This is a genomic window from Candidatus Eisenbacteria bacterium (genome assembly GCA_035577985.1).
Lineage (GTDB): Bacteria > Desulfobacterota > Binatia > DP-6 > DP-6 > DATJZY01.
Genome location: DATJZY010000018.1, coordinates 1 through 23,265 on the forward strand (window position 1 = coordinate 1; position 23,265 = coordinate 23,265).

At 67.2% G+C, this 23,265-nt stretch carries 22 protein-coding genes and 1 pseudogene; 14 read left to right on the forward strand and 9 right to left on the reverse strand.

Annotated features, from left to right (window positions below; translation table 11 throughout):
- Position 1 precedes the first annotated feature (1 nt).
- The 7 genes and pseudogenes from VMS22_02110 to VMS22_02140 all read left to right on the forward strand — a co-directional run bounded on the left by VMS22_02110 (position 2) and on the right by VMS22_02140 (position 5,282).
- Complete coding sequence (locus VMS22_02110; protein ID HXJ32806.1) at positions 2-712, forward strand: hypothetical protein; 711 nt, start codon at positions 2-4, stop codon at positions 710-712.
- 182 nt (positions 713-894) lie between these two features.
- On the forward strand, positions 895-1,230 hold the full coding sequence (locus VMS22_02115; protein ID HXJ32807.1) for a YfhL family 4Fe-4S dicluster ferredoxin: 336 nt from the start codon (positions 895-897) through the stop codon (positions 1,228-1,230).
- Positions 1,227-2,241 (forward strand): annotated as a pseudogene (moaA, locus tag VMS22_02120) (GTP 3',8-cyclase MoaA). Before VMS22_02115 ends, moaA begins: the two are co-directional and overlap by 4 nt.
- Before the next feature lie 24 nt (positions 2,242-2,265).
- Positions 2,266-2,667, forward strand: a complete 402-nt coding sequence (locus tag VMS22_02125; GenBank protein ID HXJ32808.1) for a PaaI family thioesterase — start codon at positions 2,266-2,268, stop codon at positions 2,665-2,667.
- Positions 2,668-2,744: 77 nt separating this feature from the next.
- The gene (locus tag VMS22_02130) at positions 2,745-3,455 is read left to right on the forward strand and encodes an SDR family NAD(P)-dependent oxidoreductase (protein ID HXJ32809.1); all 711 of its coding nucleotides are present in this window, start codon (positions 2,745-2,747) and stop codon (positions 3,453-3,455) included.
- Between the two features lie 802 nt (positions 3,456-4,257).
- On the forward strand, positions 4,258-4,641 hold the full coding sequence (locus VMS22_02135; GenBank protein ID HXJ32810.1) for a hypothetical protein: 384 nt from the start codon (positions 4,258-4,260) through the stop codon (positions 4,639-4,641).
- A gap of 224 nt (positions 4,642-4,865) precedes the next feature.
- On the forward strand, positions 4,866-5,282 hold the full coding sequence (locus VMS22_02140; protein HXJ32811.1) for a hypothetical protein: 417 nt from the start codon (positions 4,866-4,868) through the stop codon (positions 5,280-5,282).
- A 195-nt stretch (positions 5,283-5,477) separates the two neighbouring features.
- Here the strand turns inward: VMS22_02140 and VMS22_02145 are convergent, their stop codons facing one another.
- Together VMS22_02145 and VMS22_02150 are read right to left on the reverse strand one after the other, a co-directional pair.
- On the reverse strand, positions 5,478-5,774 hold the full coding sequence (locus VMS22_02145; GenBank protein ID HXJ32812.1) for a hypothetical protein: 297 nt from the start codon (positions 5,772-5,774) through the stop codon (positions 5,478-5,480).
- Positions 5,775-6,342: 568 nt separating this feature from the next.
- The gene (locus VMS22_02150) at positions 6,343-6,594 is read right to left on the reverse strand and encodes a hypothetical protein (GenBank protein HXJ32813.1); all 252 of its coding nucleotides are present in this window, start codon (positions 6,592-6,594) and stop codon (positions 6,343-6,345) included.
- Positions 6,595-6,725: 131 nt separating this feature from the next.
- Between VMS22_02150 and VMS22_02155 the strand changes: the two genes are divergently transcribed.
- From VMS22_02155 to VMS22_02165, 3 genes are read left to right on the forward strand one after another with little or no spacing between them, the layout of a single operon-like run.
- Positions 6,726-8,432 carry a thiamine pyrophosphate-binding protein gene (locus VMS22_02155; GenBank protein ID HXJ32814.1) on the forward strand — a complete coding sequence of 569 codons (1,707 nt, stop codon included), beginning with the start codon at positions 6,726-6,728 and terminating at the stop codon, positions 8,430-8,432.
- Positions 8,429-8,620: a hypothetical protein gene (locus VMS22_02160; protein ID HXJ32815.1), complete on the forward strand. Its 192-nt coding sequence runs from the start codon at positions 8,429-8,431 to the stop codon at positions 8,618-8,620. The genes VMS22_02155 and VMS22_02160 overlap by 4 nt, the downstream gene beginning before the upstream one ends.
- Positions 8,621-8,627: 7 nt before the next feature.
- Positions 8,628-9,524, forward strand: a complete 897-nt coding sequence (locus tag VMS22_02165) for a haloalkane dehalogenase (GenBank protein ID HXJ32816.1) — start codon at positions 8,628-8,630, stop codon at positions 9,522-9,524.
- A 45-nt stretch (positions 9,525-9,569) separates the two neighbouring features.
- Here VMS22_02165 and VMS22_02170 read toward each other — a convergent pair whose 3' ends face one another.
- Positions 9,570-9,920 (reverse strand): hypothetical protein, encoded by a 351-nt coding sequence (locus tag VMS22_02170; protein ID HXJ32817.1) that lies wholly within the window; start codon positions 9,918-9,920, stop codon positions 9,570-9,572.
- 519 nt (positions 9,921-10,439) lie between these two features.
- On the opposite strand from VMS22_02170, the gene VMS22_02175 reads away from it, so the two are divergent.
- Positions 10,440-11,270: a class I SAM-dependent methyltransferase gene (locus VMS22_02175; GenBank protein ID HXJ32818.1), complete on the forward strand. Its 831-nt coding sequence runs from the start codon at positions 10,440-10,442 to the stop codon at positions 11,268-11,270.
- A 66-nt stretch (positions 11,271-11,336) separates the two neighbouring features.
- Here VMS22_02175 and VMS22_02180 read toward each other — a convergent pair whose 3' ends face one another.
- The 6 genes from VMS22_02180 to VMS22_02205 all read right to left on the reverse strand — a co-directional run bounded on the left by VMS22_02180 (position 11,337) and on the right by VMS22_02205 (position 18,211).
- Positions 11,337-12,665: an MFS transporter gene (locus VMS22_02180; protein ID HXJ32819.1), complete on the reverse strand. Its 1,329-nt coding sequence runs from the start codon at positions 12,663-12,665 to the stop codon at positions 11,337-11,339.
- Between the two features lie 707 nt (positions 12,666-13,372).
- Positions 13,373-13,651, reverse strand: coding sequence for a CopG family antitoxin (locus tag VMS22_02185; GenBank protein ID HXJ32820.1), 279 nt, complete (start codon positions 13,649-13,651; stop codon positions 13,373-13,375).
- Entirely contained in the window at positions 13,635-13,922 is a 288-nt protein-coding gene (locus VMS22_02190) for a BrnT family toxin (protein ID HXJ32821.1), read from the reverse strand. The genes VMS22_02185 and VMS22_02190 overlap by 17 nt, the downstream gene beginning before the upstream one ends.
- 343 nt (positions 13,923-14,265) lie before the next feature.
- On the reverse strand, positions 14,266-16,359 hold the full coding sequence (gene glgX, locus VMS22_02195; protein HXJ32822.1) for a glycogen debranching protein GlgX: 2,094 nt from the start codon (positions 16,357-16,359) through the stop codon (positions 14,266-14,268).
- 602 nt (positions 16,360-16,961) lie between these two features.
- Positions 16,962-17,519, reverse strand: a complete 558-nt coding sequence (locus VMS22_02200; protein HXJ32823.1) for a hypothetical protein — start codon at positions 17,517-17,519, stop codon at positions 16,962-16,964.
- Positions 17,520-17,698: 179 nt separating this feature from the next.
- Positions 17,699-18,211, reverse strand: coding sequence for a hypothetical protein (locus tag VMS22_02205; protein ID HXJ32824.1), 513 nt, complete (start codon positions 18,209-18,211; stop codon positions 17,699-17,701).
- A gap of 548 nt (positions 18,212-18,759) precedes the next feature.
- On the opposite strand from VMS22_02205, the gene VMS22_02210 reads away from it, so the two are divergent.
- The 3 genes from VMS22_02210 to VMS22_02220 form a co-directional block, all read left to right on the forward strand.
- Positions 18,760-20,271, forward strand: a complete 1,512-nt coding sequence (locus tag VMS22_02210; GenBank protein ID HXJ32825.1) for an efflux transporter outer membrane subunit — start codon at positions 18,760-18,762, stop codon at positions 20,269-20,271.
- A gap of 233 nt (positions 20,272-20,504) precedes the next feature.
- A complete protein-coding gene (locus VMS22_02215) occupies positions 20,505-21,506 on the forward strand; it encodes an HlyD family efflux transporter periplasmic adaptor subunit (protein ID HXJ32826.1) in 1,002 nt (333 codons plus the stop codon).
- On the forward strand, positions 21,503-23,265 hold a 1,763-nt coding region (locus tag VMS22_02220), incomplete at its 3' end, for an ATP-binding cassette domain-containing protein (protein HXJ32827.1). The genes VMS22_02215 and VMS22_02220, both read left to right, overlap by 4 nt.

Sequence of the window (23,265 nt, forward strand, 5' to 3'; positions counted from 1 at the left end):
GATCCGTTCAGCCGGGACGGGCCTCACCATTTCCGCACTCACGTCCGTCGTCACGGACGCAGGGACCGCGTTCTACATGCACCCGCTGCTTCCCGCGATTGCGCGTCGATCCTGGGAGATCGTGCGGCACGACCTCCTCGAGCTCACGGACGGTGGCGTGCAGCTCGAAACGCGCGGAGGAGATTTGATCGACACCGGAAACTACCGTCGATCGAACGCGACGACGCTCGCCTCGGTGATGGCCACCGCTGCCGAAATGGGTGACTCGCCCATCGCCCACACTCTGCGGCAGCGTTTCGACGCTGACCATCCGGTCGTCACCTCGGGCGGTGTGCGACATCATCCTGGCGTCTCCGTCATGGGCCACGTCTTGGCCTTCAACGCCCGTGCCGGGCGACCCAACGCCATGCACGACCTCGTGGCCGTTGGCATGCCGGAGCGCTTCCGAAGCGGTCCGCTGCTCGACGATGTCGAGTATCCGCAGGTCTTGGTCGCTCGGGCGGTGAGCGACGGGCGAGCCCTCGAGGCCGTCCTCTATCCAGGCGACCGCCAGGGTCGGCAGAGCCTGGGGCTCTCGCAACTCCGACCCGGCTCCCGCTACCGGTGTGAAGGGAGCGTCGCGGCGGAGGTGCTCGCCGATGCCGCGGGACATGCGAGAGTGATGGTCGATCTGGACGGGCGCACCGAGTTTCGGCTGTGTCCGATTGAGTAAGGGAACGATGGGATGGCGTGCTGTGCGGTAGGGGCGGCGATGACCGCCGCGGTTGTCTGGATCCTCCGCGCGGTTCGCACGCGCGTTCTCCACCGGGCTCAAGGGTCTGAAGCGGCGACGTGGCGGCTCCAGGCGTAGAGCTCGAGCCACTGAATCACTGAATCGTTCTTCCGGAGAAACCCATGTCGACGATGATCACCGAGGAATGCATCAACTGTGGCGCTTGCGAGCCCGAGTGCCCGAACACCGCCATCTACGAGGGCGGCGTTGCGTACGAGTCCGGGGGCCAAAGCCACGCCGCGCTCCGCGAGGACGTGTATTACATCGTCCCCGAGAAGTGCACCGAGTGCGTCGGATTCTTCGATCAGGAACAGTGCGCCGCTGTCTGCCCGGTCGACTGCTGCGTTCCGAACCCGAAGGACGTCGAGGCCGAGGAGCAGCTCCTCGCGAGGGCCCGCGCGCTGCATCCTGAGCAGACCTTCGGCCCGGACGCGCCATCCCGGTTCCGCAAGCAATGAGCCGAAGGGAGGTACGCGACCTCCGGGGCCGCGCGCTGCGCGACCTACGGGTGTCGGTGACCGACCGTTGCAACTTCCGGTGCCGCTATTGCATGCCGAAGGAAGTCTTCGGGGAGCGCTTCCAGTATCTCGAACGCGCCGAATTGTTGTCGTTCGGCGAGATCCATCGGTTGGTGCGGCTCTTTCGGGACCAGGGGGGTGCAGAAAGTGCGCCTCACCGGCGGCGAGCCGCTCCTGCGCCGACGTCTCGAGCGCCTCATCGAGATGCTGGCGTACTGGGACGATCTCGATCTGACGCTCACCACCAACGGCTCCCTGCTAAAGGACAAGGCGCGCGATCTGCGTGCGGCCGGATTGCGGCGCGTGACCGTCAGCCTCGATTCGCTCGATGACGGGGTCTTCGCGCGGATGAACGACGTGAGCTTTCCGGTGGCGAAGGTGCTCGAAGGGATCGAGTCGGCGGTCGCCGCCGGCCTCGCCCCGATCAAGGTCAACATGGTGGTCCAGCGCGGCGTGAACGAGGACAGCGTGTTGCCGATGGCGCGGTTCATGAAGGCCGAGGGTCACATCTTGCGATTCATAGAGTACATGGACGTCGGCGCCACCAACGGCTGGAAGCTCGACCAAGTGGTGCCATCGCGGACGGTCGCGGCGCGCATCGCCGCAGAGCTGCCGATCGAGCCGATCGACGCGGAGTATTCGGGCGAGGTGGCGGAACGATGGCGGTACACCGACGGTGGCGGCGAGGTCGGGTTCATCTCGTCAGTGACGCAGGCCTTCTGTAGCGGCTGTACGCGCGCGCGGTTGTCGGCCGAAGGGCAGCTCTACACCTGTCTCTTCGCGACGCACGGCACGGATTTCCGCGCGCCGATCCGGGGCGGCGCCGCGGACGACGACCTCGCCGCGATGATCCGCGCGGTGTGGGGCGTACGTGACGATCGATACTCGGAGCTGCGTGCCGGCGGCAGCGCGGGCAACGGCAAGATCGAGATGAGCTACATCGGCGGATGAAGAGGTTCCTTGCGGAGGTCGCACATGCTGGAGAGGTTACGGGAAGGCAGCGCAACGGCGTCGTTCAACCGGTGGGCCCGGTTCGAGGTGGTCCGGGTGGTCGAGGGTGAGTGCGAGCTGCGAATGGCGTGGCGGCCCGAGGACATGGGGCAGTACTCCGGGTTCCTCCACTCCGGCATGATCGCCGCCTTGCTGGACACGGCATGCGGGTTCGCGGCGGCGACGATCGCGGGATGGTCGGTGCTCGCCTCGCAGTTCTCGGTGAACTGCCTCGCCCCAGCGGTGGGGGATGAGTTCGTGGCCATTGGACGGGTCGTGAAGCCGGGCCGCAAGCAGATCTTCACCAGTGGGGAACTCCACGCGGTGCGCGACGGCGCGTCCAAGCTCGTCGCCACCGCTACCACCCTCCTCGTTCCGGCCGGATGATCAATCCCGTGCCGACCAGCAGTTCGGCGTCCGCGACTGCGAGGTCTACGGGATGCCACCCACAAAAGGAGTTACCAATGAGGGAGAGTCTTCCCGTCGCGTTGATCAGCGGCGTAGGTCCAGGCACCGGAGCGGCGATGGCCCGCCGTTTCGCCCGCGGCGGCTACTCGGTCGCGATGCTCGCCCGGAGCCGAGAGAGGCTGGATTCGTTGGAAAGCGAGATCGAGCACTCGCGCGGCTATACCTGCGACGTGACCGACGAAGCGCAACTCGACGCCACGATCGAGAGAGTGCGCGCTGACCTCGGCGCGCCAAAGGTTCTCATCCACAACGCCGTGGGTGGTGCTTTCGCCACGTTCCTCGAGATCGACCCCGAAGTGCTGAATCGGAACTTCCAGGTCAACACGATGGCGCTTCTCCATCTAGCCCGGCGACTGGCGCCTGCGATGATCGAGGCGGGAGAAGGAGCCATCATCGTCACAGGGAACACGTCGGCGCTTCGCGGCAAGGCGAAATTCGCGGGCTTTGCTCCGACCAAGGCGGCACAAAGGATTCTCGCCGAAGCGATCGCCCGGGAGATTGGACCGAAGGGCGTGCACGTCGCCTACGTCGTGATCGATGCCGTCATCGATCTCGAATGGACCCGGGCGATGGTTTCCAAGCCGGCGGGAGACGCGTTCTTCATTCAGCCGTCCTCGATCGCGGAGGAGGTATGGCACATCGTTCACCAGGAACGCTCTGCATGGTCGTTCAATGTGGAGGTGCGCCCGTTTGCCGAGGCGTGGTGAGGCCCGTGCATGGCGAGCGCGACAGGATGCAGGACCGGTCGTGACCCCGCCAGTGCGGCCGACTCTTCGGCCAGCGGATGAGAGTCGGTTCCGTTACCTTCCCAGGGTTGTCGTGCCTAGTGCGCCAGGCGAAGCCTGGAGGAGGAGGAAGAGATGTAGACGGAGAGGGGAACGCATCTCGGAAACCTTCTGATGGAACCCAGCGGGAGGAAGCCCGCCCGGTAGAGGCTGGCCACCAGCCCGGAACCGCGTGTTGCGTGGTGGCGGAGCGATCCGCCCTGCGAAGCGTACACAGGGGAGTGTGCTGGCCGCGTGATGGAGCCTCGAGAGATAAGACGGTGCGAGCGCCGACGTCGTTAGGAAGGACGGAAGGCCGTGTCGACACGTCGTGAAGGGCCAGGCGTGACGAGCTCGCCGGGGTCGAAGAGCGGGGCATGTACGCACAAGGGTTCTCCAGGAACCTGGGAGGCCTGATCGTCTCCGCGTCATCGAGTCGGGATGGGCGCCCGATCGAACAGCCCAGGCCCGGAGGCCGCGCACTCGCGGCTCCGAGGAGCGAAGTCCGAGTGCAGGCGCGGTACGGTCGCGTGAAGGGAACGAAGCGCGGCGGGACGGGCGAACAGGCGTCGGAGCATTCCGTAGTACCGAGGAAGCGGGGGAACGCACCCGAGCGGACCCCGTGGAGGGAAGGGGATGCCGGAACATGGACCCGATGGAGGGACAGATGACGGAGGCGCCGACTTCCGAGCCCATCTCCACGCAACTCCATCGGATGGCGACACGAGCGAGGGAGATGCCCGGAGTGGCACTCGGGACCCTCGCGCAGTTCATCGACATCGCGTTCTTGCGCGAGGCGCATCGGCGTACGCGCAAGGACGGGGCCGTGGGTGTCGATCGGCAGACCGCCGACGACTACGCCTCGGACCTGGAGGGGAATCTTCAGAGCCTCCTGGATCGAGCGAAGTCCGGGACCTACCGGGCGCCGCCGGTCCGACGGGTCCACATTCCGAAGGGTGATGGCTCCGAGCGTCGCCCGATCGGGATTCCCACCGTCGAGGATAAGATTTTGCAGCGCGCCGTCACGATGGTGGCGGAGGCCGTGTACGAGACGGAGTTTCTGGAGTGCTCGTACGGGTTTCGGCCGAGACGATCGGCCCATCAGGCACTGCAGGTCTCGTGCGGGTAGCCGCTCCCGATTGGTCTCGGAGGCGGGCCGGAGGACAAACATCGGGCTGGACAGGAACGGATCGGGCGTTGTATGCCCCGCGTAAGCCGGGGGAGGAGGGGAAGGCGTCGGGTCAGCGTCTGATATTGGGACGCTCTGTCAACGTTCGAGACTTGTCGCGCCTACGGCCCCCCGACGGGACCGGGATAACCGTCCCGCCGGATTCCGGCAGGGGGAACGTCATGATGGCTCGATTGCTGGCGGTGGCCTTGGCGATCGGCGTGGCGGCGGCGTCGGCCGATGCGGCCGGGCTCTGCGGCTACGCGTACAACTTCGCGAACGAGGCGCAGGCGAAGGTGCGGCTCAAACGCTACCACGCCGGCGAGGGCACGGTCGACGCTCGCCTCGTCTGCACGAAGTGGAAGACGATCTGCAACGGCAAGGCGGGAGCGATCCATGCGCGGCAGGACACCGAGTCCGGGTTCGTGCCGGTCCTGCACGGCACGCTCAGCTACGGGAAGCGGCTCACGTGCGGCGGCTTCTGCCAGATCGACGGGGCGGTCGAGGCGCCGAACATGCTCTTCTGCCAGTTCAACTGCCCGCCCGGCAAGGACGTGATCACGCAGGTGAGCTTCACCGTCGGGCCCCACGTGTGTCAGTGACCCGCCCGAGCAGTTGATCGACGGCCAAGACCGTGCCGCCGCGCTTCCCGGATGCTATCACCGGGCATGCGACAGGGCCTGTCGGTGCTCGCGGGGTTGGCGCTCGTCGCCACGGCCGCCGGGCCGTAGTCGCCATAAGCCTGGGAACAGCGACATAAGCCTCCCTATCGGACGCTGCGCCCCTACCCTTCCCCCTCAGCCCCCGGCTCGCGCGGCGACGCTGCGCTCGCGCATGCGGAAGGAACGGCCGAGGCTGCCGTCGGCCACGTCGCCCATGAACGCGGCGTATTGCGCGCTGAGCGGCTGATCGAGCCGCAGTGCACGCCGCAGCGCGGCGCGATCCCCCGGCGCGGCCCGGTCGCCGAGGATCGCATCGATCGGATCCCCCGGAATCAAATGCACCAGCAAGAACACCAGCGTGATCACGCCCCACACGGTCGCGAGCGCACGCAGCACGCGCAGCAACAGGTAGCGTGGAAAGCCCTTGCCCATCCGGCGCGCGCGAGTGTACCAGTGCGGCGCGTGACCATCACGTCGTATTGTCTCATTGCGGGCGCCGCGCACCCGAAATGCAAGTGGTCTCCGCAAAACCGCCTTCCTGATCCCTCATGAGCACCTTGTCCGACGTCCAAGCTCTCTACGGCAGCGTGCAGGACACGTGGACCAAGAGCCAAGCGCACGTGATCGCCCACGTTGTCTTAGCTGGCGTGGTGTTCGGCGTCTGCGGGGCAACGATCCCAGAACTTCGAATCGAGCCGGATGCGCTCAAGGCAGTCTTGAACAGCGAATGGTACAAGCTGACCAAGGATACGGGGGTGGTCTATGCATTCCTCGTTGTCCCGGTCGTGCTGCTTGCCGCATATGCGGGGCTGCTTCGGGCTGGCGGACAGCTCGTCGTCGCAGTTGTCATGGTGGTGTTCTCCCCGTCACGGCGCGCGAATCCCTATCGTCTGCTTACGCCGTGGGCGCTCGAGCCCCTCGCACTCTACGTCGAGAACAGCGATTTCAGTCTGAGTGAACTGCAGACCAAGTCATCCGAGCCGATGTTGAAGTATCAATCTCATGTCGGGGCGCTGACGGCCGCGAACCCGACCGGACCGTGGGTCGTGGCGTCGAAGCGGTCGCCGAGGCGTAGTCCCCAGCCCGGGGACTCGTGGCGATTGATGTTCCGGACCTGTCGAAGTTGCTCGCCGATGGTGATCTCGCCACCCATGGTGAGCGCCGTCGGCTCGATGCCGTCGAGAATCGCCGCCTCGGCCCCGGGCGTCGTGCCGAACTCGCGAAGCGCGAGCAGAAAGTACGCGTTCGTCATCGGCAGTCTGTCGGTCCAGATCGGCAGGTGTCACCAAATGACCGGTCGTTGGCGAGCCATACCCTTCCCGCAGGCGGGGTTGCAATGGAACGGTCGATGCGCGGCCGGTCGCGATAGAGGAGAATGGCGTCATGAGTGACATCACCGGTGGAGAGCTCCTCGCTCGCTGCCTCGCGAACGAAGGCATACGATTCATGTTCGGCCTTCCCTGTCCCGAGGTGGATCCGCTTCTCGCGAGCCTCGAGCCCCATGGCCTCAGGCTGGTCCCGATCCGTCACGAGGCGGCGGCCGTGCACATGGCCGAAGGACTCTACAAGACGACCGGCCAGGTCGCCGCCGTGCTCGGCAATCCCGGTCCGGGCTCGGCGAACCTACTGCCGGGCGTGATCACGGCGCGCCACGAGGGCGTGCCGGTCGTCGTGATCACGGCGCAGCACCGCCTCGGCATCGTCTACCCGTCGCCCCCGTCGACCTTTCAGGGACAGGACCAGCTCGACGTCTTCCGTCCGACCGTCAAGTGGGGCGGGCCGATCTTCGAGTGGGGCCGCATCCCGGAGGTGACGGCGCTCGCGTTTCGCGAGATGTGGTGCGGGCGTCCGGGTCCGGTGCACCTCGAGGTCCCGGCTCCCGTCATGTACGCGCTCGGCGATCCGGCGGGCGTGCGCATCGTACCCCCGGCGCGCTCGCGCGCGGCATTGCCGCAGGCTTCCGATGCGGAGCTGCGGGCCGCCGCGAGACTGCTCTCCGCGGCGCGGCGTCCAGTTATCGTCGCCGGATCCGGCGTCGATCGGGCCGGCGCCAACGGCGCGCTCCGCGAGATCGTCGACCTCCTGCGCTGCCCGGTCATCACCACGATGGCGGGACGCTCGAGCTTCCCCATAGACCACCCGAGCCGGCTCCACGGCTATGGCCCCGGCGCCGATCTCGCGCGCCAGGAGGCCGACGTCGTGCTCGTGCTGGGATCGCGGCTCGGCAATCTGGATCTCCCCTACGACAAGTACTGGGGTGATCCGGCACGCCAGAAGGTCGTGCAGATCGATGCGGATCCACGCAACATCGGCGTCACCCGCCCGCTCGCGATGGCGATCGTCGCCGACCTCGCGACTGCCGCACCGGGTCTCACCGACGCGCTTCGCGCGCTCGGGGCGACGGCGGGCGATGCCCGAGACCTCGCCCGCTACCGCGAAGTAGAGGCACGCTGGCGTGACGCGGCGTTCGCCGCCGTCGCGGCCTGGTCGGGGCCCGGCATCCATCCCGCCCATGCGATGCAGATCATCGGCGAGGTGTTCGGCCGCGACGCCGTCTACGTGACCGACGGCGGCAACACGTCGCTCTGGGCCCACAACTGCCTCCCACCGACCGGGCCGCGCTCGTACCACAGCATCCTCGAGCTCGGCATGCTCGGTACCGGCATCCCGTCGGCGATCGGCGCCAAGCTCGGCGCGCCCGATCGTAAGGTCGTCTGCGTGACCGGCGACGGCGCCGCCGGCTTCCATTTCATGGAGATGCAGAGCGCGGCGCGCGAGAACCTCGCGCTCACGACCATCGTGTTCGCCGAGGGCTCGTGGACGATGGAGGAGCCGAACGAGCGCATGCTCTACGGCAAGACTTTCGGCACCGCCATGGGCACCGTCCGCTGGGACAAGGTCGCCGAGGGGCTCGGCTGTCGGGCCGCCTACGTCGACGAGCTCGACTACCTCCGTCCTGCCCTCGATGAGGCCCGCTCGCACGCCGGTCCGAGCGTGGTCTGCATCAAGAGCGACCGCGACGCCAATCTGTCGCTGCCGCAGGACATGATCGCGCGCTTCTTCGAGGTCTACCAGGGACCCGCCGCATGACGCCGCACCGCCACTCGCGTGAGTCCCTCCTGATCGTCGGCAGCGAAACCAAGACGCTCGCCGAATCGCTCCGGGACGAGCGCCGGGCGGTCCACGCGACCTGGGACACCCCCGATCAGCGCGCGGGTATCGGCGCATTCCTCCAGAAGCGTCAGCCGATCTTCAACCGATCACTCACGCAGTCGTGAGCCGCACGTGAGGATCCTGCGCACTCCCGAATCGCGCTTCGCGAACCTGCCCGACTACGGGTTCGCACCACACTACTATCCGATCACGCCCGAGCTGCGCCTGCACTATGTCGACGAGGGCCCGCGGGAGGCACCGCCAGTGCTGATGCTGCATGGCGAGCCGACGTGGTCGTACCTGTACCGCCACATGATTCCCCCCGTCGCCGGCGCGGGTCTGCGCGCGCTGGCGCCGGATCTGATCGGCTTCGGCAAATCCGACAAGCCAGCCGCGCGCGAGGACTATAGCTATGCTGGGCAGGTGGCCTGGATCCGCGACTGGATCGAGGCGCTGGACCTGCGCGACATCACGCTGGTGTGCCAGGACTGGGGCTCGCTGATCGGTCTTCGCCTGGCGGCCGAGAGCCCCGAACGCTTCGCGCGCATCCTGCTGGGCAACGGCGGCTTGCCGACCGAGCACACGCGCATCTCCGGCGCCTTCCACGTCTGGCGCGCGTTCTCGCGTTGGAGTCCGGTGTTTCCGATCGGTTGGATCGTGCAGGGCGGGACGCGACGCTGGCTCACGGCGCCCGAGCGCGCCGCGTACGACGCGCCTTTCCCGAGCGCAGAATACAAGGCCGCGGCGCGCGTCTACCCGTCGCTGGTGCCGGTGTCGAGCTACAGCCCCGAGGGCAGCGCCGACAACGAACGCGCGTGGGGCGTCTTCGAGCGCTGGACCCAGCCGTTCATCTGCTGCTTCAGCGACGGCGACCCCATCACCCGCGGTCTGGACCTCGCGTTCCGCGAGCGCGTGCCGGGTGCCCGCGGCCAGCCGCACACCACGCTCCATGGCGGGCACTTCCTGCAGGAAGACGACCCGGCGAATTTCGCGCGGCTGATCGTCGAGGTCTGCCGGGCCACAGCTTGAGCCCCGTTCCGGCGGCCGAAGCGGCGAACTCCCCCCGGCTCGACATCACCGGGGTGGCCCGGCCCCCAACGCGATCTCGGGCCGTTGCGTCGGTTGAACCGGCACGGGCGCGCGCGGCGCCGGGCCGCCGATACGATCCCGATCGGCGGCAGCTCTGGTGGCAGCCGAGCGATGAAGTCGCGCGATGATCCACTCCTGGTAGTCGAGCGCGCGATGCGCGATGCCCATGTGGATCACCGACGAGAGGTACAGGCCGCCCATGAACCAGCAGACCAAGAAGTAGACCGCGCCGACCACCAGGCCGCCGAGCGCTCCGATGTGCGGCGGCGCGTAAGCCATGCAGGCGAGGGCATACAGCGCAACGATCGAGTAGCCGACCGCGTTGTAGATCTTCATGTCGCGTCAATTGCCGAAGTCGATCGGCAGGTTCAAGGGACGGCGGCAGAACATCATGCGCTGCCACTCGACGAGATCCTCGCGATAGCGGGCCGGGCGGCAGGAACTCGAGTGCCGCATCGACCACGCCGCGCTGCTCGGCGAGCGCGAGGTAGAGGGCATCCATCTTCCGGACGATGGCCGCGAGCCGCCGGGCGGCGCGGCGCGTTGGCCGCGTCGATGCCGTGCGCGGGTCGGGAAGCGTGGCGCCCAGGACCGCACCAGTCGACGCAGATGACGTCGATCGTCGTGGGGCTCTGCGTGTCGGCCGATGACCGCCGCTCCGAGCGCTGCTCGAACGCGACCGCTTTTCGAGGTGGAGCCCCTCGGTTCTTCCCATTGAACTGAACCCGAGACCACGCCCATGTTGCGCTCGGCGGGCTCGTTGCTTCGGGCTGACGCCGACCGCCGCCGAGCATCTCTGCGTTCACCTTGACCGGGAATGACGAGCCGAGGGAGGATCGATCGGCGAGGTGACCGATGCGCGATGGCAACCCACAACCATACGTCTTCGGCCATTCGGAGCGGGAGATCGAGCGCCTCAAGGTGCAGGCCCGGCTCATCGATCCGATTACGCGACGATTCTTCGCCGAAGCCGGGATCGCCCCCGGGATGCGCGTGCTCGACATCGGCAGCGGTGCCGGTGACGTCGCGTTCCTCGCCGCGAGCATGGTCGGGAAGGAGGGTGAGGTCGTCGGCGTCGATCGGGTGCCCGCGGCGCTCGAGACGGCCAGGGTGCGCGCTGCCGAGCGCTCGCTGGGAAACGTGACCTTCCGCGAGGGCGATCCCGCCGATCTGTCCTTCGAGCGGCCGTTCGACGCTGTCCTCGGTCGCTACGTCCTGCAGTTCCAGCCCGATCCGGCGGCGATGCTTCGGAAGGTGGCGCGTCACGTGCGGCCCGGCGGCGTCGTCGTGTTCCACGAGATCGACTGGGGCGGTCTCGGGTCATTCCCGCCGGCGCCGACCTTCGAACGCTGCTGCCGATGGGGCGTCGAGACGCTCAGCCGGAACGGCACAGAGACCCGGATGGGCATGAAGCTGCACGCGGCGTTCGTCGCCGCAGGGCTGCCGCAGCCCCGAATGCGGCTCGAGGCGCTCATTGGAGGTGCAGACGGCTCCGATGTCCTGCGCCTGGTGGCGGACCTCGTCGCGACGCTGCTTCCCGAGATGGAGCGCCTAGGCCTGACGACGGCCGCCACAGTCGGCGTCGACACCTTGGTAGAGCGCATGCGAGAAGAAGGCGCGGCGACCTCTACCGTCTTCGTCGGACAGAACCAGGTCGCTGCCTGGTCCAGAACGCAGGAGCGCTGAGAGCACGGCGACGGATTGTCGTGCCGGGCATTTGCGGCGGACACGGTACGAAATCGACGCCGATGCTCATCCGTACCGGTTCAGCGGCGATCGGTGCAGGGCCAGGGCCTGTACCGACGTGCACATCATCAGCGCCGCCACGATCAGGAGGCCGGCCGCGAAGCTACCGGTTTCCTCGTGCACGCTCCCTATCAGGTAGGGCCCGATGAACCCGCCGAGATTCGCAATCGAGTTGATGAGGCCGATCGCGCCTGCCGCCGCGGTGCCGCTCAGAAATGTCGTCGGCAGCGCCCACGCGATCGGGTTGCCGCTCAGGATGCCCGCGGCTGCCAGCGACAACGCGAGGACGCCCGAGACCGGTGAACGCGCGTAGGCGCTGAATGCCATCCCGGCCGCTCCCACCGCGATCGCTACGGCGATGTGCAGACAGCGCTCTCCGGTGCGATCCGAATGCGAACCGACCACCACCATCGTAGCGGCAGCCGTCACGTACGGAATCGCGGAGATCACCGCCACCTCGACGTTGCCGAGACCTGTGAATCCTTGCACGAGCTGCGGCAGCCAGAAGCTGATCGTGTAGAGGCCGACGAGCATCGGGAACAACAGGAAGCTGAGCCTCCACACCATCGGGTGGAGAAGCGCCTGCCGAACGGTCGTGTGTCCGCATGTCGACACTCGAGCCGCTTCGGCACGGATGCGGCCCGCGAGACATTCCCGCTCCGCGGGTGACAACCACCGTGCATCCTCCGGCCGATTCGGCAGGGTGCAGAGGACGACGATTCCGAGCACGACCGACGGCAGCCCCTCGCCGAGAAAAATCCACTGCCAGCCGGCAACGCCACCGGCCCCGTCGAGCATGAAGAGCGCGCCGGAGAGTGGACCTCCGACGATTCCCGCAATCGGGATCGCGGTCATGAACCGGGAGACCGCGAATGCACGCCGCTCGGCGGGAAACCAACCGCCCAGGTAGTAGATGATCCCAGGGAAGAAACCCGCTTCGGCGACGCCCAGCAGGAATCGCAGCGCGTAGAAACTCGTCGGAGTCCGCACGAGCGCCATCGCGGCGGAGATGACTCCCCATGTGATCATGATCCTCGCGATCCAGACCCGGGCGCCCATGCGCGCGAGAAGGAGATTGCTCGGTACTTCGAAGAGGAAGTACCCAATGAAGAAGATCCCCGTGCCGAGTCCGTAGACCGCATCTCCGAACCCGAGAGCCTGCTTCATTTGGAGCTGTGCAAAGCCGACGTTGACGCGGTCCAGGAACGCCGCGACGTACAGGACGAACAAGAACGGCAGCAGGCGGCGCGATGCCTTCCGCATTGCGTCAGAGGCGAAATCTTCTTCAGCCGCCCCGACGATTTCCAATGGCAAGCCCGGTTGCGTCGGCGTCACGGGCTTACCAACAAGTTGCGCACCTCACCTCCGACGCGCATGGCGCATGGTTTTTCGCGCGGCCGAGCTGATCTACTGGCGTGTCGGGCGTTTCGAGGATTCGACGTCCTTAGCGAAACTCTGTGACGGTTGCCATAGTCGAGACTCGCGTCTGCCGACCCGCGGTCGTGCGCAATCGGCGATCGACGAGTGGAAGCAAGATGGCTCGCGTTCGGTGCCGCTAGCGGTGCCGGTCGACGCCCGGACCGACTCACTTCGCCTCGCTCGCGACGGAACGACTCTTCAACCGGGAGGCAACCAATGAACCGCAATGCGACGAACCGATCCCGACGCTCTCCTCTGGCCGCGGGAGCTCTCTGGGCGACCCTCGCGAATACGAGCCTGTTGGGCGCGGTCGCCATATCGGCGTCGTCCGCGCAGGCTCCCGCCGCGGCCCACCGCTATTCGGTCAGCTATCACGACGTCGAGGTAGAACGGCCCGCGCTTCCGCCGCGCCTCTCCCGTGACGTGAATGCGGGCGTCCGGATCTGCGCCGACCCGAAACAATCCGCGCCCGGTGCGCCCGCGACCACCGCTCGTCCTAGCACCGCCGCCTGCGTCAACCCCGCCAGTGCGGCCGACTCTTCGGCCAGCGGATAACAGTCGGTTCCGTTAGCTTCCCAGGGTTGTCGTGCCTACGGCCCGGGTCGCCGTACCGACCGTTGGGTTCAAGCGGCGCGGCGGCGCTGAAGGGATTCGGCCAGGAGCAGCTTGATGAGCGCTTGGTACGGGACGTCGCGCGCCGAGGCGTAGGCCTTCAACTGGTTGAGCAGCGTGGAAGGCAGTCGGATCGACACCACCTGGGTGGGAGGCACGCGCGGCAGCTCGATCCCGAGCTGCTTCAGCGTCAGGGGCTTCGTCGCGTCGATCATGCCTGACGTGTCTTGCGTGTCGTAGTCCTTGATCTCGACTCGCCGCCGCTTCGCGGCTCTAGGCTTTCGCTTCATAGATTTGCCGCTCCTTTCTGGACGCAGGCCGCGCCGTGATGACCCGGACCCTTCCCCCTCGGTGGGTGAAGCCGACCATCAGGACGCGTGCCTCCAGGCTTCGCCCGTAGAGGACGTATCGCCCTTCGCGCGGACTGGAGTGCCGGAGGTCTTCGAAGAGGCGCACGTGTCGATCGTAGAAGGCGCTCTCCGCTTCCAGGCGAGACACGCCATGCTTCTCCTCGTTCTTCTGTAAGTTCCATTGATCCCAGTCGAAGATGATCTCCGCCATGTTGCTGCCGAACTCCGCCGTCCGGAATTGTAGCGTCAAACACTACACATCCCAAGGGGCAGTACATGGGGAGTGTCGGCTCGTCGCGGTCAATCCGAGGGCCGCGCCGCTCCAGCGAGCACGTTCGGAAGCGCTGGCCCGACGTGGCGGCTCGATTCCGGTGGCAGTTTTGGTGGCAGTACGCCAGGGCACTCCGACGAGCAAGAGCCGGCAAATTCCTGATGCGGCTCTCCTCGGAGTCCCTAGAACACAAAGGGTTCTTTCACCTTCGACGGCCGCGGGTCGTTGCGCACAATCGGGAGGGTTCCCGGTAGGTTCCCGGTCAGCGGCTTGAACTCGCCGATCATCTCGTCGAACGGGATGCGGGCACGCCGTCTGCGCGCAAGGCGAACAGCACCACGAGCGAACGTGGTTGCGCCGTATAGTTCTGGCCCTCCACCGAGGGCCAGAGCCCGTCATAGATGTCATCCGGCGCATCTCGATACGTGTCGATCCACCGCCGCCAGGACTCGTGCACTCCGGGCGTCAGTCTCGGGAGCTCGAAGGTCAGCGGTTCCCAATAGGCGTTGAAGATCACGTGGAACAGGGCTGCGGGCCCTCTGCCCCGCACGGTCACCGCGAGGCTGTGCGACTCGCGGCTCAGATCCGGCTTGTTCAACCTGACACCGTGCGGTTGAATGTCCGCCTCGCGCAACAACTCGTTCAGGGTCCTCACGCCCTCGACGCCGAACGTCTCGCCGAGCATCACGCGCTGGCCGACCAGCGTCTTCACGAAGCGGTGGAGATCACGGTGTCGGTCGAGAAGCGTCCAGTCGAACCAGCTTATCTCGTTGTCCTGGCAGTAGGCGTTGTTGTTCCCGCTCTGGGTCCGCCGCACCTCGTCGCCCATGAGCAACATCGGCATGCCCAACGACAGCAGCGTGGTGGCCAGGAAGTTCTTCACCTGGCGGTGGCGCAGCCGCTCGATCTCGGGATCGGTCGTCGGCCCTTCCACCCCGCAGTTCCAGCTCAGGTTCACGTCGGATCCATCACGGCCACCCTCTCCGTTCGCCTCGTTGTGCTTGGCGTTGTAGCTGACCAGGTCGTTCAGCGTGAACCCGTCGTGCGACGTGACGAAATTGACGCTCTGCTCCGGCCCCCGCTCGTCCAGCACGTAGAGGTCCGGGCTGCCGAAGCAGCGGTAGCCGAAGGCGAGCACGGTATCGTTGTCGGACTTCACGAATCGACGGACGTCGTCCCGGAACTTTCCGTTCCATTCCTGCCAGGCATCGCCGGCGAAGCTCCCTACCTGGTAGAGCCCGGCGGCATCCCACGCCTCGGCGATCAGCTTGGTCCCGGCCAGGATCGGATCCGACTCGATGTCCCACAGGATCGGGGGCCGTTGGAGCGGGTGGCCAGACTCGTCGCGCGACAGCACGGAGGCCAGGTCGAAGCGGAAGCCGTCGACGTGCATGGAAGCGACCCAGTACCGCAGGCTGTCGACGATCAGGCGGCGTACCACCGCGTCGTTCGCGTTCAGCGTGTTGCCGGTTCCGGTGTAGTCCGCGTAGCGCGCGCGGTTCGCTTCGAGGAGGTAGTACGTGTCGTTGTCGAGGCCGCGAAACGACAGCGTGGGTCCGTCGTGGTTCCCTTCCGCGGTGTGGTTGTACACGACGTCCAGGATCACTTCGATGCCCGCGCGGTGCAGCGCCTTGACCAGATCCCGGAACTCATCGACCGGACCCAGCGGGTCGCGACGCGAACTGTAAGCGGCATGGGGCGCGAAGAAGGAGACCGGGGAATAGCCCCAATAGTTGACCAGACCCGGTGGGCAGTCCTGACGGTCGAACTGGAACACGGGCAGCAGTTCGACCGCCGTGATCCCGAGGTCTCTGAGATAGGGAATCTTCTCGATCACGCCGGCGTACGTCCCGCGCGTTCGCGGCGACACGCCCGAGCTCGGATGCCGTGTGAAGCCCGCGACGTGCATCTCGTAGATCACCGTGGTGGTGAAGGGACGGCGGAGCGGGGTGTCGCCCTGCCAGTCGTAGGCGTCGGGATCCACCACCACGCTCCGCATGGCGACTTGGGTGTTGTCACCCGGACGGCTCGCCGCGAAGCGATCGTACCCGTCAGGGACGACGACGGCACGCCCGTAGGGGTCGAGGAGGACCTTCGCGGGATCGAAGCGGAGCCCGCGGGCCGGGTCGAATGGGCCGACGGCGCGGTACGCGTAGACCTGTCCGGAGCGGAGGCCGGGGACGAACGCGTGCCAGTAGTGGTAGGTTCGGTGTGCCCGTGCGTCGAGCGGGATCAGGCGGGCCGGCTCGTGGGCGTCCGCGGCATCGAAGAGCAGCAGTTCGACCGCGTCGGCGTCGCGTGAAAACACACAGAAGTTGACGCCGCCGTCCACGACGCTCGCGCCTAGCGGAAAGGTCCGGCCCGGCGACACGGTCACAGGGCGGTTCCGGGTGCGGACGGCGGCAGGATTCCGATCGGGGCCGCCCGTCGCAGCTATCGCTTTCGCCCGTTCATTTGGAGACCGCGCGCCGGAAGCGTTCGATCATCGAATCGGCGACCTTACGCGCATCGCTCAGCGCACGGTCGGCCGCCCGCTTGAGGTCGCCCCACGAGCTGTCCGCAGCCGTTCCTAGCCGCTTTATGATGCGACTCGCCTCGCGCTTGTGTCCGCGTAGCGTGGCGAGTTGCGCTCTCGCTTCGTTGCGAAGCTTGCGAACCCGATTGCGCGCGTCCGCTTCGATCTTCCGCTCCGCGCGGCGTAGCGAGATCTCGATCTGTTCGACGGATCGTGCCAGCTGGTGGACGCCCTTCTGGACCTCGAGCCGACCGTCGTGAGCCGCCCGTGACACCTTCGTACGTCGATTCGGCATCGTTGCCTGGCCTTTCTCGTCGCCAGTTTCGTGGCGAGTCCGCTCGTGCGTTTTTGACGGTGCTGTTCCGGACCTAAGTCGGGATTAGGATACAGCTCGTGCCGCGTCGAATCTTGTCATTTCATGCCAATACACGGTTGGAGGCAGTCGCCTACCTCAGGTATCGCCGTCATTTCTGGATCGAGCGGACGTAGCTAGCGATCGACGCCACGACGGCTCGCCCGGCCACGTCCGAGGAGTTCGCAGTACCCTGGGAGTCCCGGATCTTGTGCCACACGTCGGTATGGACGAGCGACGGGTTCTCGGTCGTCACGACGCTGATCCAGCGCGCGGCCGGAAACTTTCCACCGTTGCGCTGCACGTAGTCCCGGAGGTCGACCGGCTTCTTGGTGTCCGCGTACACGGCCGAGCCGGGTGCCCCAGCCATGCCGTGACAGGGCGTACAATACTTCTCGTACCATTGACGCCCGGCCGCTGCGTGGATCTGTTCGAACTCGTCCGCCGCCCGGACGGGGTGAGCGAGACTGGCAATCAGCCCGATCGCGAGCGCGACCCGTATGCCGCTCGACGCCGTGATGCGAACCGTCGTTCCCTTCATGCGTTGCTCCTTCCTTGGCTGGCGCTCGATGACGACATTCAGCGCCTTCGTCCTCGCGGCACGGCCGAACGCGTCGTACGCGGCCAGCATGTCGCCGAGCTTGAAGTGGTGCCTCACGAACTTATCCACGTCGAGCCGTCCCGCAAGGACCAGTATCGGGTCCCGTGTCCACCAACCCCATGCTGATCGTCATGTTGTATGTGGAGAGATCCTGCAATCGTAGCGCGACCGGTTTCCGCGCCCACGGACTGTCGTCGAGACCTTCATGATCCCATCCTTTCCGATCGCGTCCAGCACGCGCGGCATGTTCATGGTCCGCTCACCAGCCCGGTTACGCGCTGCGCGAGCAGTCCGACGAAGAGGAGGATCGCCAGGGCGTAGAACACCGGGAACATCCACCGGAACTTCGGGTAGCGCGACAGCTCGCCCTCGGGCAGCTCGAGCGCCATCAGGTGTTCCACGTGCGCCTGGACGACCAGCGTGTGGAGCTTATCCAGGCACTCCTCAAGCTCCGCCTTGAGGCGCAGGCTGATCAGCAACCCCATGACCGCGAGAGCGCACATGAATAGGTTCAGCCCGATTTCGAGCACTAGCTCTCCGCGAATGCTGAGGGCCAGCGTCTGTGTACCGGCACCGATCAGCGCGAAGCTGTTCAGGAACGAGATGCGTTGGTTCTTGATGCTCCGGACGTTCTCCCAGTTTTGTTGTAGCAGCGCAGCGAAGATCGCCGGGGACAGGACGTCGGCATCGGCCCCCGCCGTCGCGTGTCGCTCGGTGGAACCCGGCGACGCCGGACGGGCAACGTCCGATCCGCGATCCATGCTCACGGGATGCGGAGGCAGTCGCACGCTCCGCCGGACACGACGGCGGGGCACCAGCCCGCAAACGGCTTCGGGCACTTCATTTGCAACAGAGCAGGCTTCCCGTGGCGCCGGACGTCGAGGGCACGCCGGGCGGAATCGACGCGATTCCAGACGCGGGCGAGGCCAGGCATCCGAGCCTGGCGGGGACTTTGACCGTTCACGTCACCGCGACGGCCGCGTTCGCCACCGTCCTTGAGCTTGTCCATCACGGGCGGGACGACGAGCGCCGTGACCGGCCGACAGGTCGCCAACCGCGCCGGGTCATTCGGCTCTCCTGCACGCCGAAATCATGGCGCTTCGTAGGCAATTGCCACGAGCCCGTCTTGTCATTGCACGCCAACCGCCCAAGAGCTCGCGGTTGGATTGGCGCCTCATGACAAGCCAACCCAGGCCGCCGTCGTCTACGAGGGGAACAGGCCATGATCTCGATCGCGCACATCGAAGCGGCCGCGAACGAGCCGCGCGTGAGCAGCACCCTCGGCACCGGCATGGGAAGCTGAACCGCCATGCCGGTCCTGGTCGCCTTCGCGCCGGCAGCCACCGGCATGGGGTTCCGCGCTCCGAGGTCGCGGGGTGTCGAGACGCGGCTCGTCGCGAGCGTGTTGGCAACAATCGTGATGGCCGGTTGTGCCGTCGGTCCGAACTACAAGCGCCCGTCCATCGACGCGCCCGAAGTGACGCGCGGCCAGATCGGCCCCTCGGAGGCGGCGTCGCTCGCCGATCTCCCGTGGTGGGAGGTCTTCCAGGATCCCGTGCTACAGGAGCTCGTCGGCGAGGCGGTCCGCCAGAACTACGACCTCAAGACTGCGATCGCCCGCATCGAGCAATACCGCCAGCTGGTCGGCGTCGCACGCGCGGACCTGTTCCCGCACGTCGGCTACGAGGGCGACGCCTCGCGGCAACGGGAGTTCCTCTTCCCGCTGCCGAACACCACCTTCAATTCCTTTCTCGGCGAGTTCAACCTCGCCTGGGAGATCGACATCTGGGGGCGCATCCGGCGTGCGACCGAGTCGGCTCATGCGGACTACCTCGGCGCGCAGGCGTTCCGGCGCGGCGTCCTGCTGACGCTCGTGAGTGACGTGGCGCAGGCGTACTTCGAGCTCCTGGAGCTCGACCGCGAGCTCGAGATCGCGCGGCTCAGCACCGACACGTTCCGGAAGACGCTCGACCTGTTCACGCGCCAGTACGAGGGCGGCGTGGGAACGCGCCTCGAGGTATCGCGCGGCGCCGCAGCGCTCGCTCAGGCCGCGGCGACGATCCCGGACGTCGAGCGCGCGATCGTCGCGAAGGAGAACCAGCTGAGCGTTCTCCTCGGTCGCAACCCGGGACCGATTCCGCGCGGTGCCCCGCTCGCGGCCCAGACGACGCCGCCGGACCTGCCGGTGGGGCTACCAGCGCAGCTGCTCGAGCGCCGGCCGGACATTCTTCAGGCGGAGGAGTCCATCGTCGCGGCCAACGCCAACGTCGGGGTCGCGGTCGGCAACTTCTTCCCACGTCTCGGCCTGTCGACGCTCTACGGTGGACAGAGCTCGGAGATCGAGAACATCGTGAAGGGGACCGGAAACATCTGGGCGATCGCTGGATCGCTGGCGGGGCCGATCTTCCAGGGCGGTCGGCTCCTGTCGAGCTACCGCTCCACGAAAGCCGCCTGGGAGCAGACGGTGCAGCAGTACCAGGCGACGGTGATCAATGCGTTCGCCGAAGTATCGAACTCGCTCGTCTCGCAACAGAAGCTCCAGGGCGTCCGCGGGCAGCAGGAGCGGCAGGTGGCCGCGCTCAAAGACGCCGTCAACATCTCCCTCGAGCGTTACACCCAGGGCAGCTCGACGTACTTCGAGGTGCTCGAAGCGCAACAGCAGCTCTTCCCTGCCCAGAACGCGCTCGCGCGCACGACGCGGGATCAGCTCACGGTCGTCGTGCTCCTCTACCGCACGCTCGGCGGCGGATGGGATTTGGACGTAGAACAGTGGGCGCCGAACGGGACGCCTGCCACCGCGATGGGAGGACTGCCGTCATGAGCACGCACGAAGAGCCGGATCCGCAGGCCCAGCCACCGTCGTCTCGCGTGACGGCGATGCACCCCGGGATCGCACCCGCTCCGCCGAAGGACCCCAGGCCTCCCGATTCGAAGGACGGATCGGGCCGCACCGACGGGACCCCGAGAACCAGGATCGCTGCCCTCGTGAAACGACCGGCAGCCAGGATCTCCCTCGTCGCTGTCGTCGCGTTCGCCGCGGGACTGGCGTGGTGGATGCTCCGACCGAAGGGCTTGCCGCCGGGCTTCGCCAGCGCGAACGGTCGCATCGAGGCGACGGAGATCGACATCTCCCCGAAGATCGCGGCACGGATACGCGAGATCCGCGCGCACGAGGGCGACTTCGTTACGGCCGGAGACGTCCTCGTCGTCATGGATACCGACGCGTTGCAGGCGCAGCGGACGGAAGCCGAGGCGAAGGCGCAGCACGCGCTAAGCAGCATCGACACCGCAAACAGCAAGGTGAGGCAGGCGGAGGCGGATCGGGCCGCCGCCGAAGCGCTCACGGCGCAGCGCGAGGCGGAGCTCGACGGCGCCCGGCGGCACCTGGCGCGCTCGGAGCGGCTCGCCCCGCGCGGTGTCGTCTCGGAGCAGACCTTCGACGACGATCGCGCCCGCGTCCTTGGCGCGGAGGCGGCCGTCCGCGCCGCGCAGGCGCAGGTGGCGGCGGCCGACGCCGCGTTCGCCACGGCACAGTCCGACGTGATCGGCGCGAAGGCGGAGCTGGATGCCGCACGCGCGACCATCCAGCGCATCCAGTCGGACATCGACGACAGCCTGCTGCGCGCGCCGCGCGACGGTCGCGTGCAGTACCGGCCGGCGGAGCCGGGCGAGGTGCTCGCGGCCGGCGGTCGCGTGCTCAACCTCGTCGACCTCGGGGACGTCTACATGACCTTCTTCATGCCGACGGCGTTTGCCGGCCGCGTGACGCTCGGTGACGAGGTGCGACTCGTGCTCGACGCGGCTCCGCAGTGGGTGATCCCGGCGCACGCGACGTATGTCGCCGACGTCGCGCAGTTCACGCCGAAGACCGTGGAGACGGCCGAGGAGCGGCTGAAGCTCGTGTTCCGCATCAAGGCGCACATCGCACCCGAGCTGCTCCGGAAGTACGTCCGCATGGTGAAGACGGGGCTCCCGGGCATGGCATATGTGCGGCTCGACCCGCACGCCGAATGGCCGTCCTACCTCCAGGTGCGGCTGCCCGAGTCCTCCGAATGACCGACGGCCCACCCGCACCGCCGGTCGCGTCGCTGCGCGAAGTCGGCCTTCGCTACGGCGCGACGCACGCGCTCGAAGCGGTGAGCCTCGACGTACCCTCTGGTCTCATGGTCGGCCTCATCGGCCCGGACGGGGTCGGGAAGTCGAGCATGCTCGCGCTTATCTCCGGCGCGCGGCGGATCCAGGCGGGCACCGTCCACGCGCTCGGCGGTGATATGGCCGATCCGACCCACCGTGCGGCCGTGGGCCCTCGCATCGCGTACATGCCGCAGGGGCTCGGCAAGAACCTATACCCGACGCTGTCGGTGGCCGAGAACATCGACTTCTTCGGTCGGCTGTTCGGGCACGACCGTGCGGAACGCCAGCGTCGAATCGCCGATCTCACGCGTAGCACCGGCCTCGCGCGCTTCGTCGAACGTCCGGCGGGGAAGCTGTCGGGCGGGATGAAGCAGAAGCTCAGCCTCTGCTGCGCGCTCGTCCACGATCCGGATCTGCTGATCCTCGACGAGCCCACCACCGGCGTGGACCCTCTCTCGCGCCGGCAGTTCTGGGAGCTGATCGACCGCATCCGCGCCGAGCGCCCCGGCATGAGCGTCATGGTCGCGACGGCGTACATGGAGGAGGCCGCGCGGTTCGACTGGCTCGTCGCCATGGATGCGGGGCACGTGCTCGCCACCGGCACGGGCTCGGAGCTCCTCGATCGCACCGGGACCACGTCCCTCGAGCAGGCGTTCATCGCACTCCTCCCGGAGGAGAAGCGCCGCGGCTACGAGCCGGTCTGCATTCTGCCGCGCGGGGAGGACGCCGATGCGACCGCAGCGATCGAGGCGGACGGGCTCACGATGCGCTTCGGCGACTTCGTCGCGGTCGACCACGTGACCTTCCGCATCGCGCGCGGCGAGATCTTCGGCTTCCTCGGCTCGAACGGCTGCGGCAAGACGACGACGATGAAGATGCTCACCGGCCTGCTGCCGGCGAGCGATGGGCATGCCTGGCTGTTCGGCCAGCCCGTGGATGCGACCGACATCGAGACGCGCCGTCGGGTCGGTTACATGACGCAGAGCTTCTCGCTCTACACCGAGCTGACGGTCCGGCAGAACCTGTTGCTCCATGCGCAGCTGTTCTCCGTGCCGGCCGAGAAGATCGACGGTCGCGTCCAGGAGATGGCGCAACGGTTCGAGCTCGCGGACATCATGGACGCCCTGCCGGACTCCCTCCCCCTCGGCCAGCGCCAACGCCTCCAGCTGGCGGTCGCGATGATCCACGGGCCGGAGCTCCTGATTCTCGACGAGCCGACCTCGGGCGTCGACCCGGTGGCGCGCGATGGTTTCTGGCGCATTCTCGGGGAGCTGTCGCGCCGCGACGGGGTCACGATCTTCGTCTCCACGCACTTCATGAACGAGGCGGAGCGCTGCGATCGCATCTCCCTCATGCATGCCGGCCGTGTGCTGGTGAGCGACGCGCCGGCGGCGTTGACCGCGAACCGGGCCGCGAAGACCCTGGAAGGGGCGTTCATCGCCTATCTCGAGGACGCCGCGGCGGAGGTGCACGAGCCGGCGTCCGCACCGGAGCCGGTCGCGCCCGGCAGTCCCGCGGTGGTGTCCGATCGCCGGGACGTCCGGCGACGGTTCTTCGACGTCCGCCGCATGCTGAGCTACACGGATCGGGAGCAGCTCGAGCTGCGCCGCGATCCCGTTCGCCTCACCATGGCCGGGCTCGGCACCGTCATCCTCATGTTCATCATGGGGTACGGGATCAC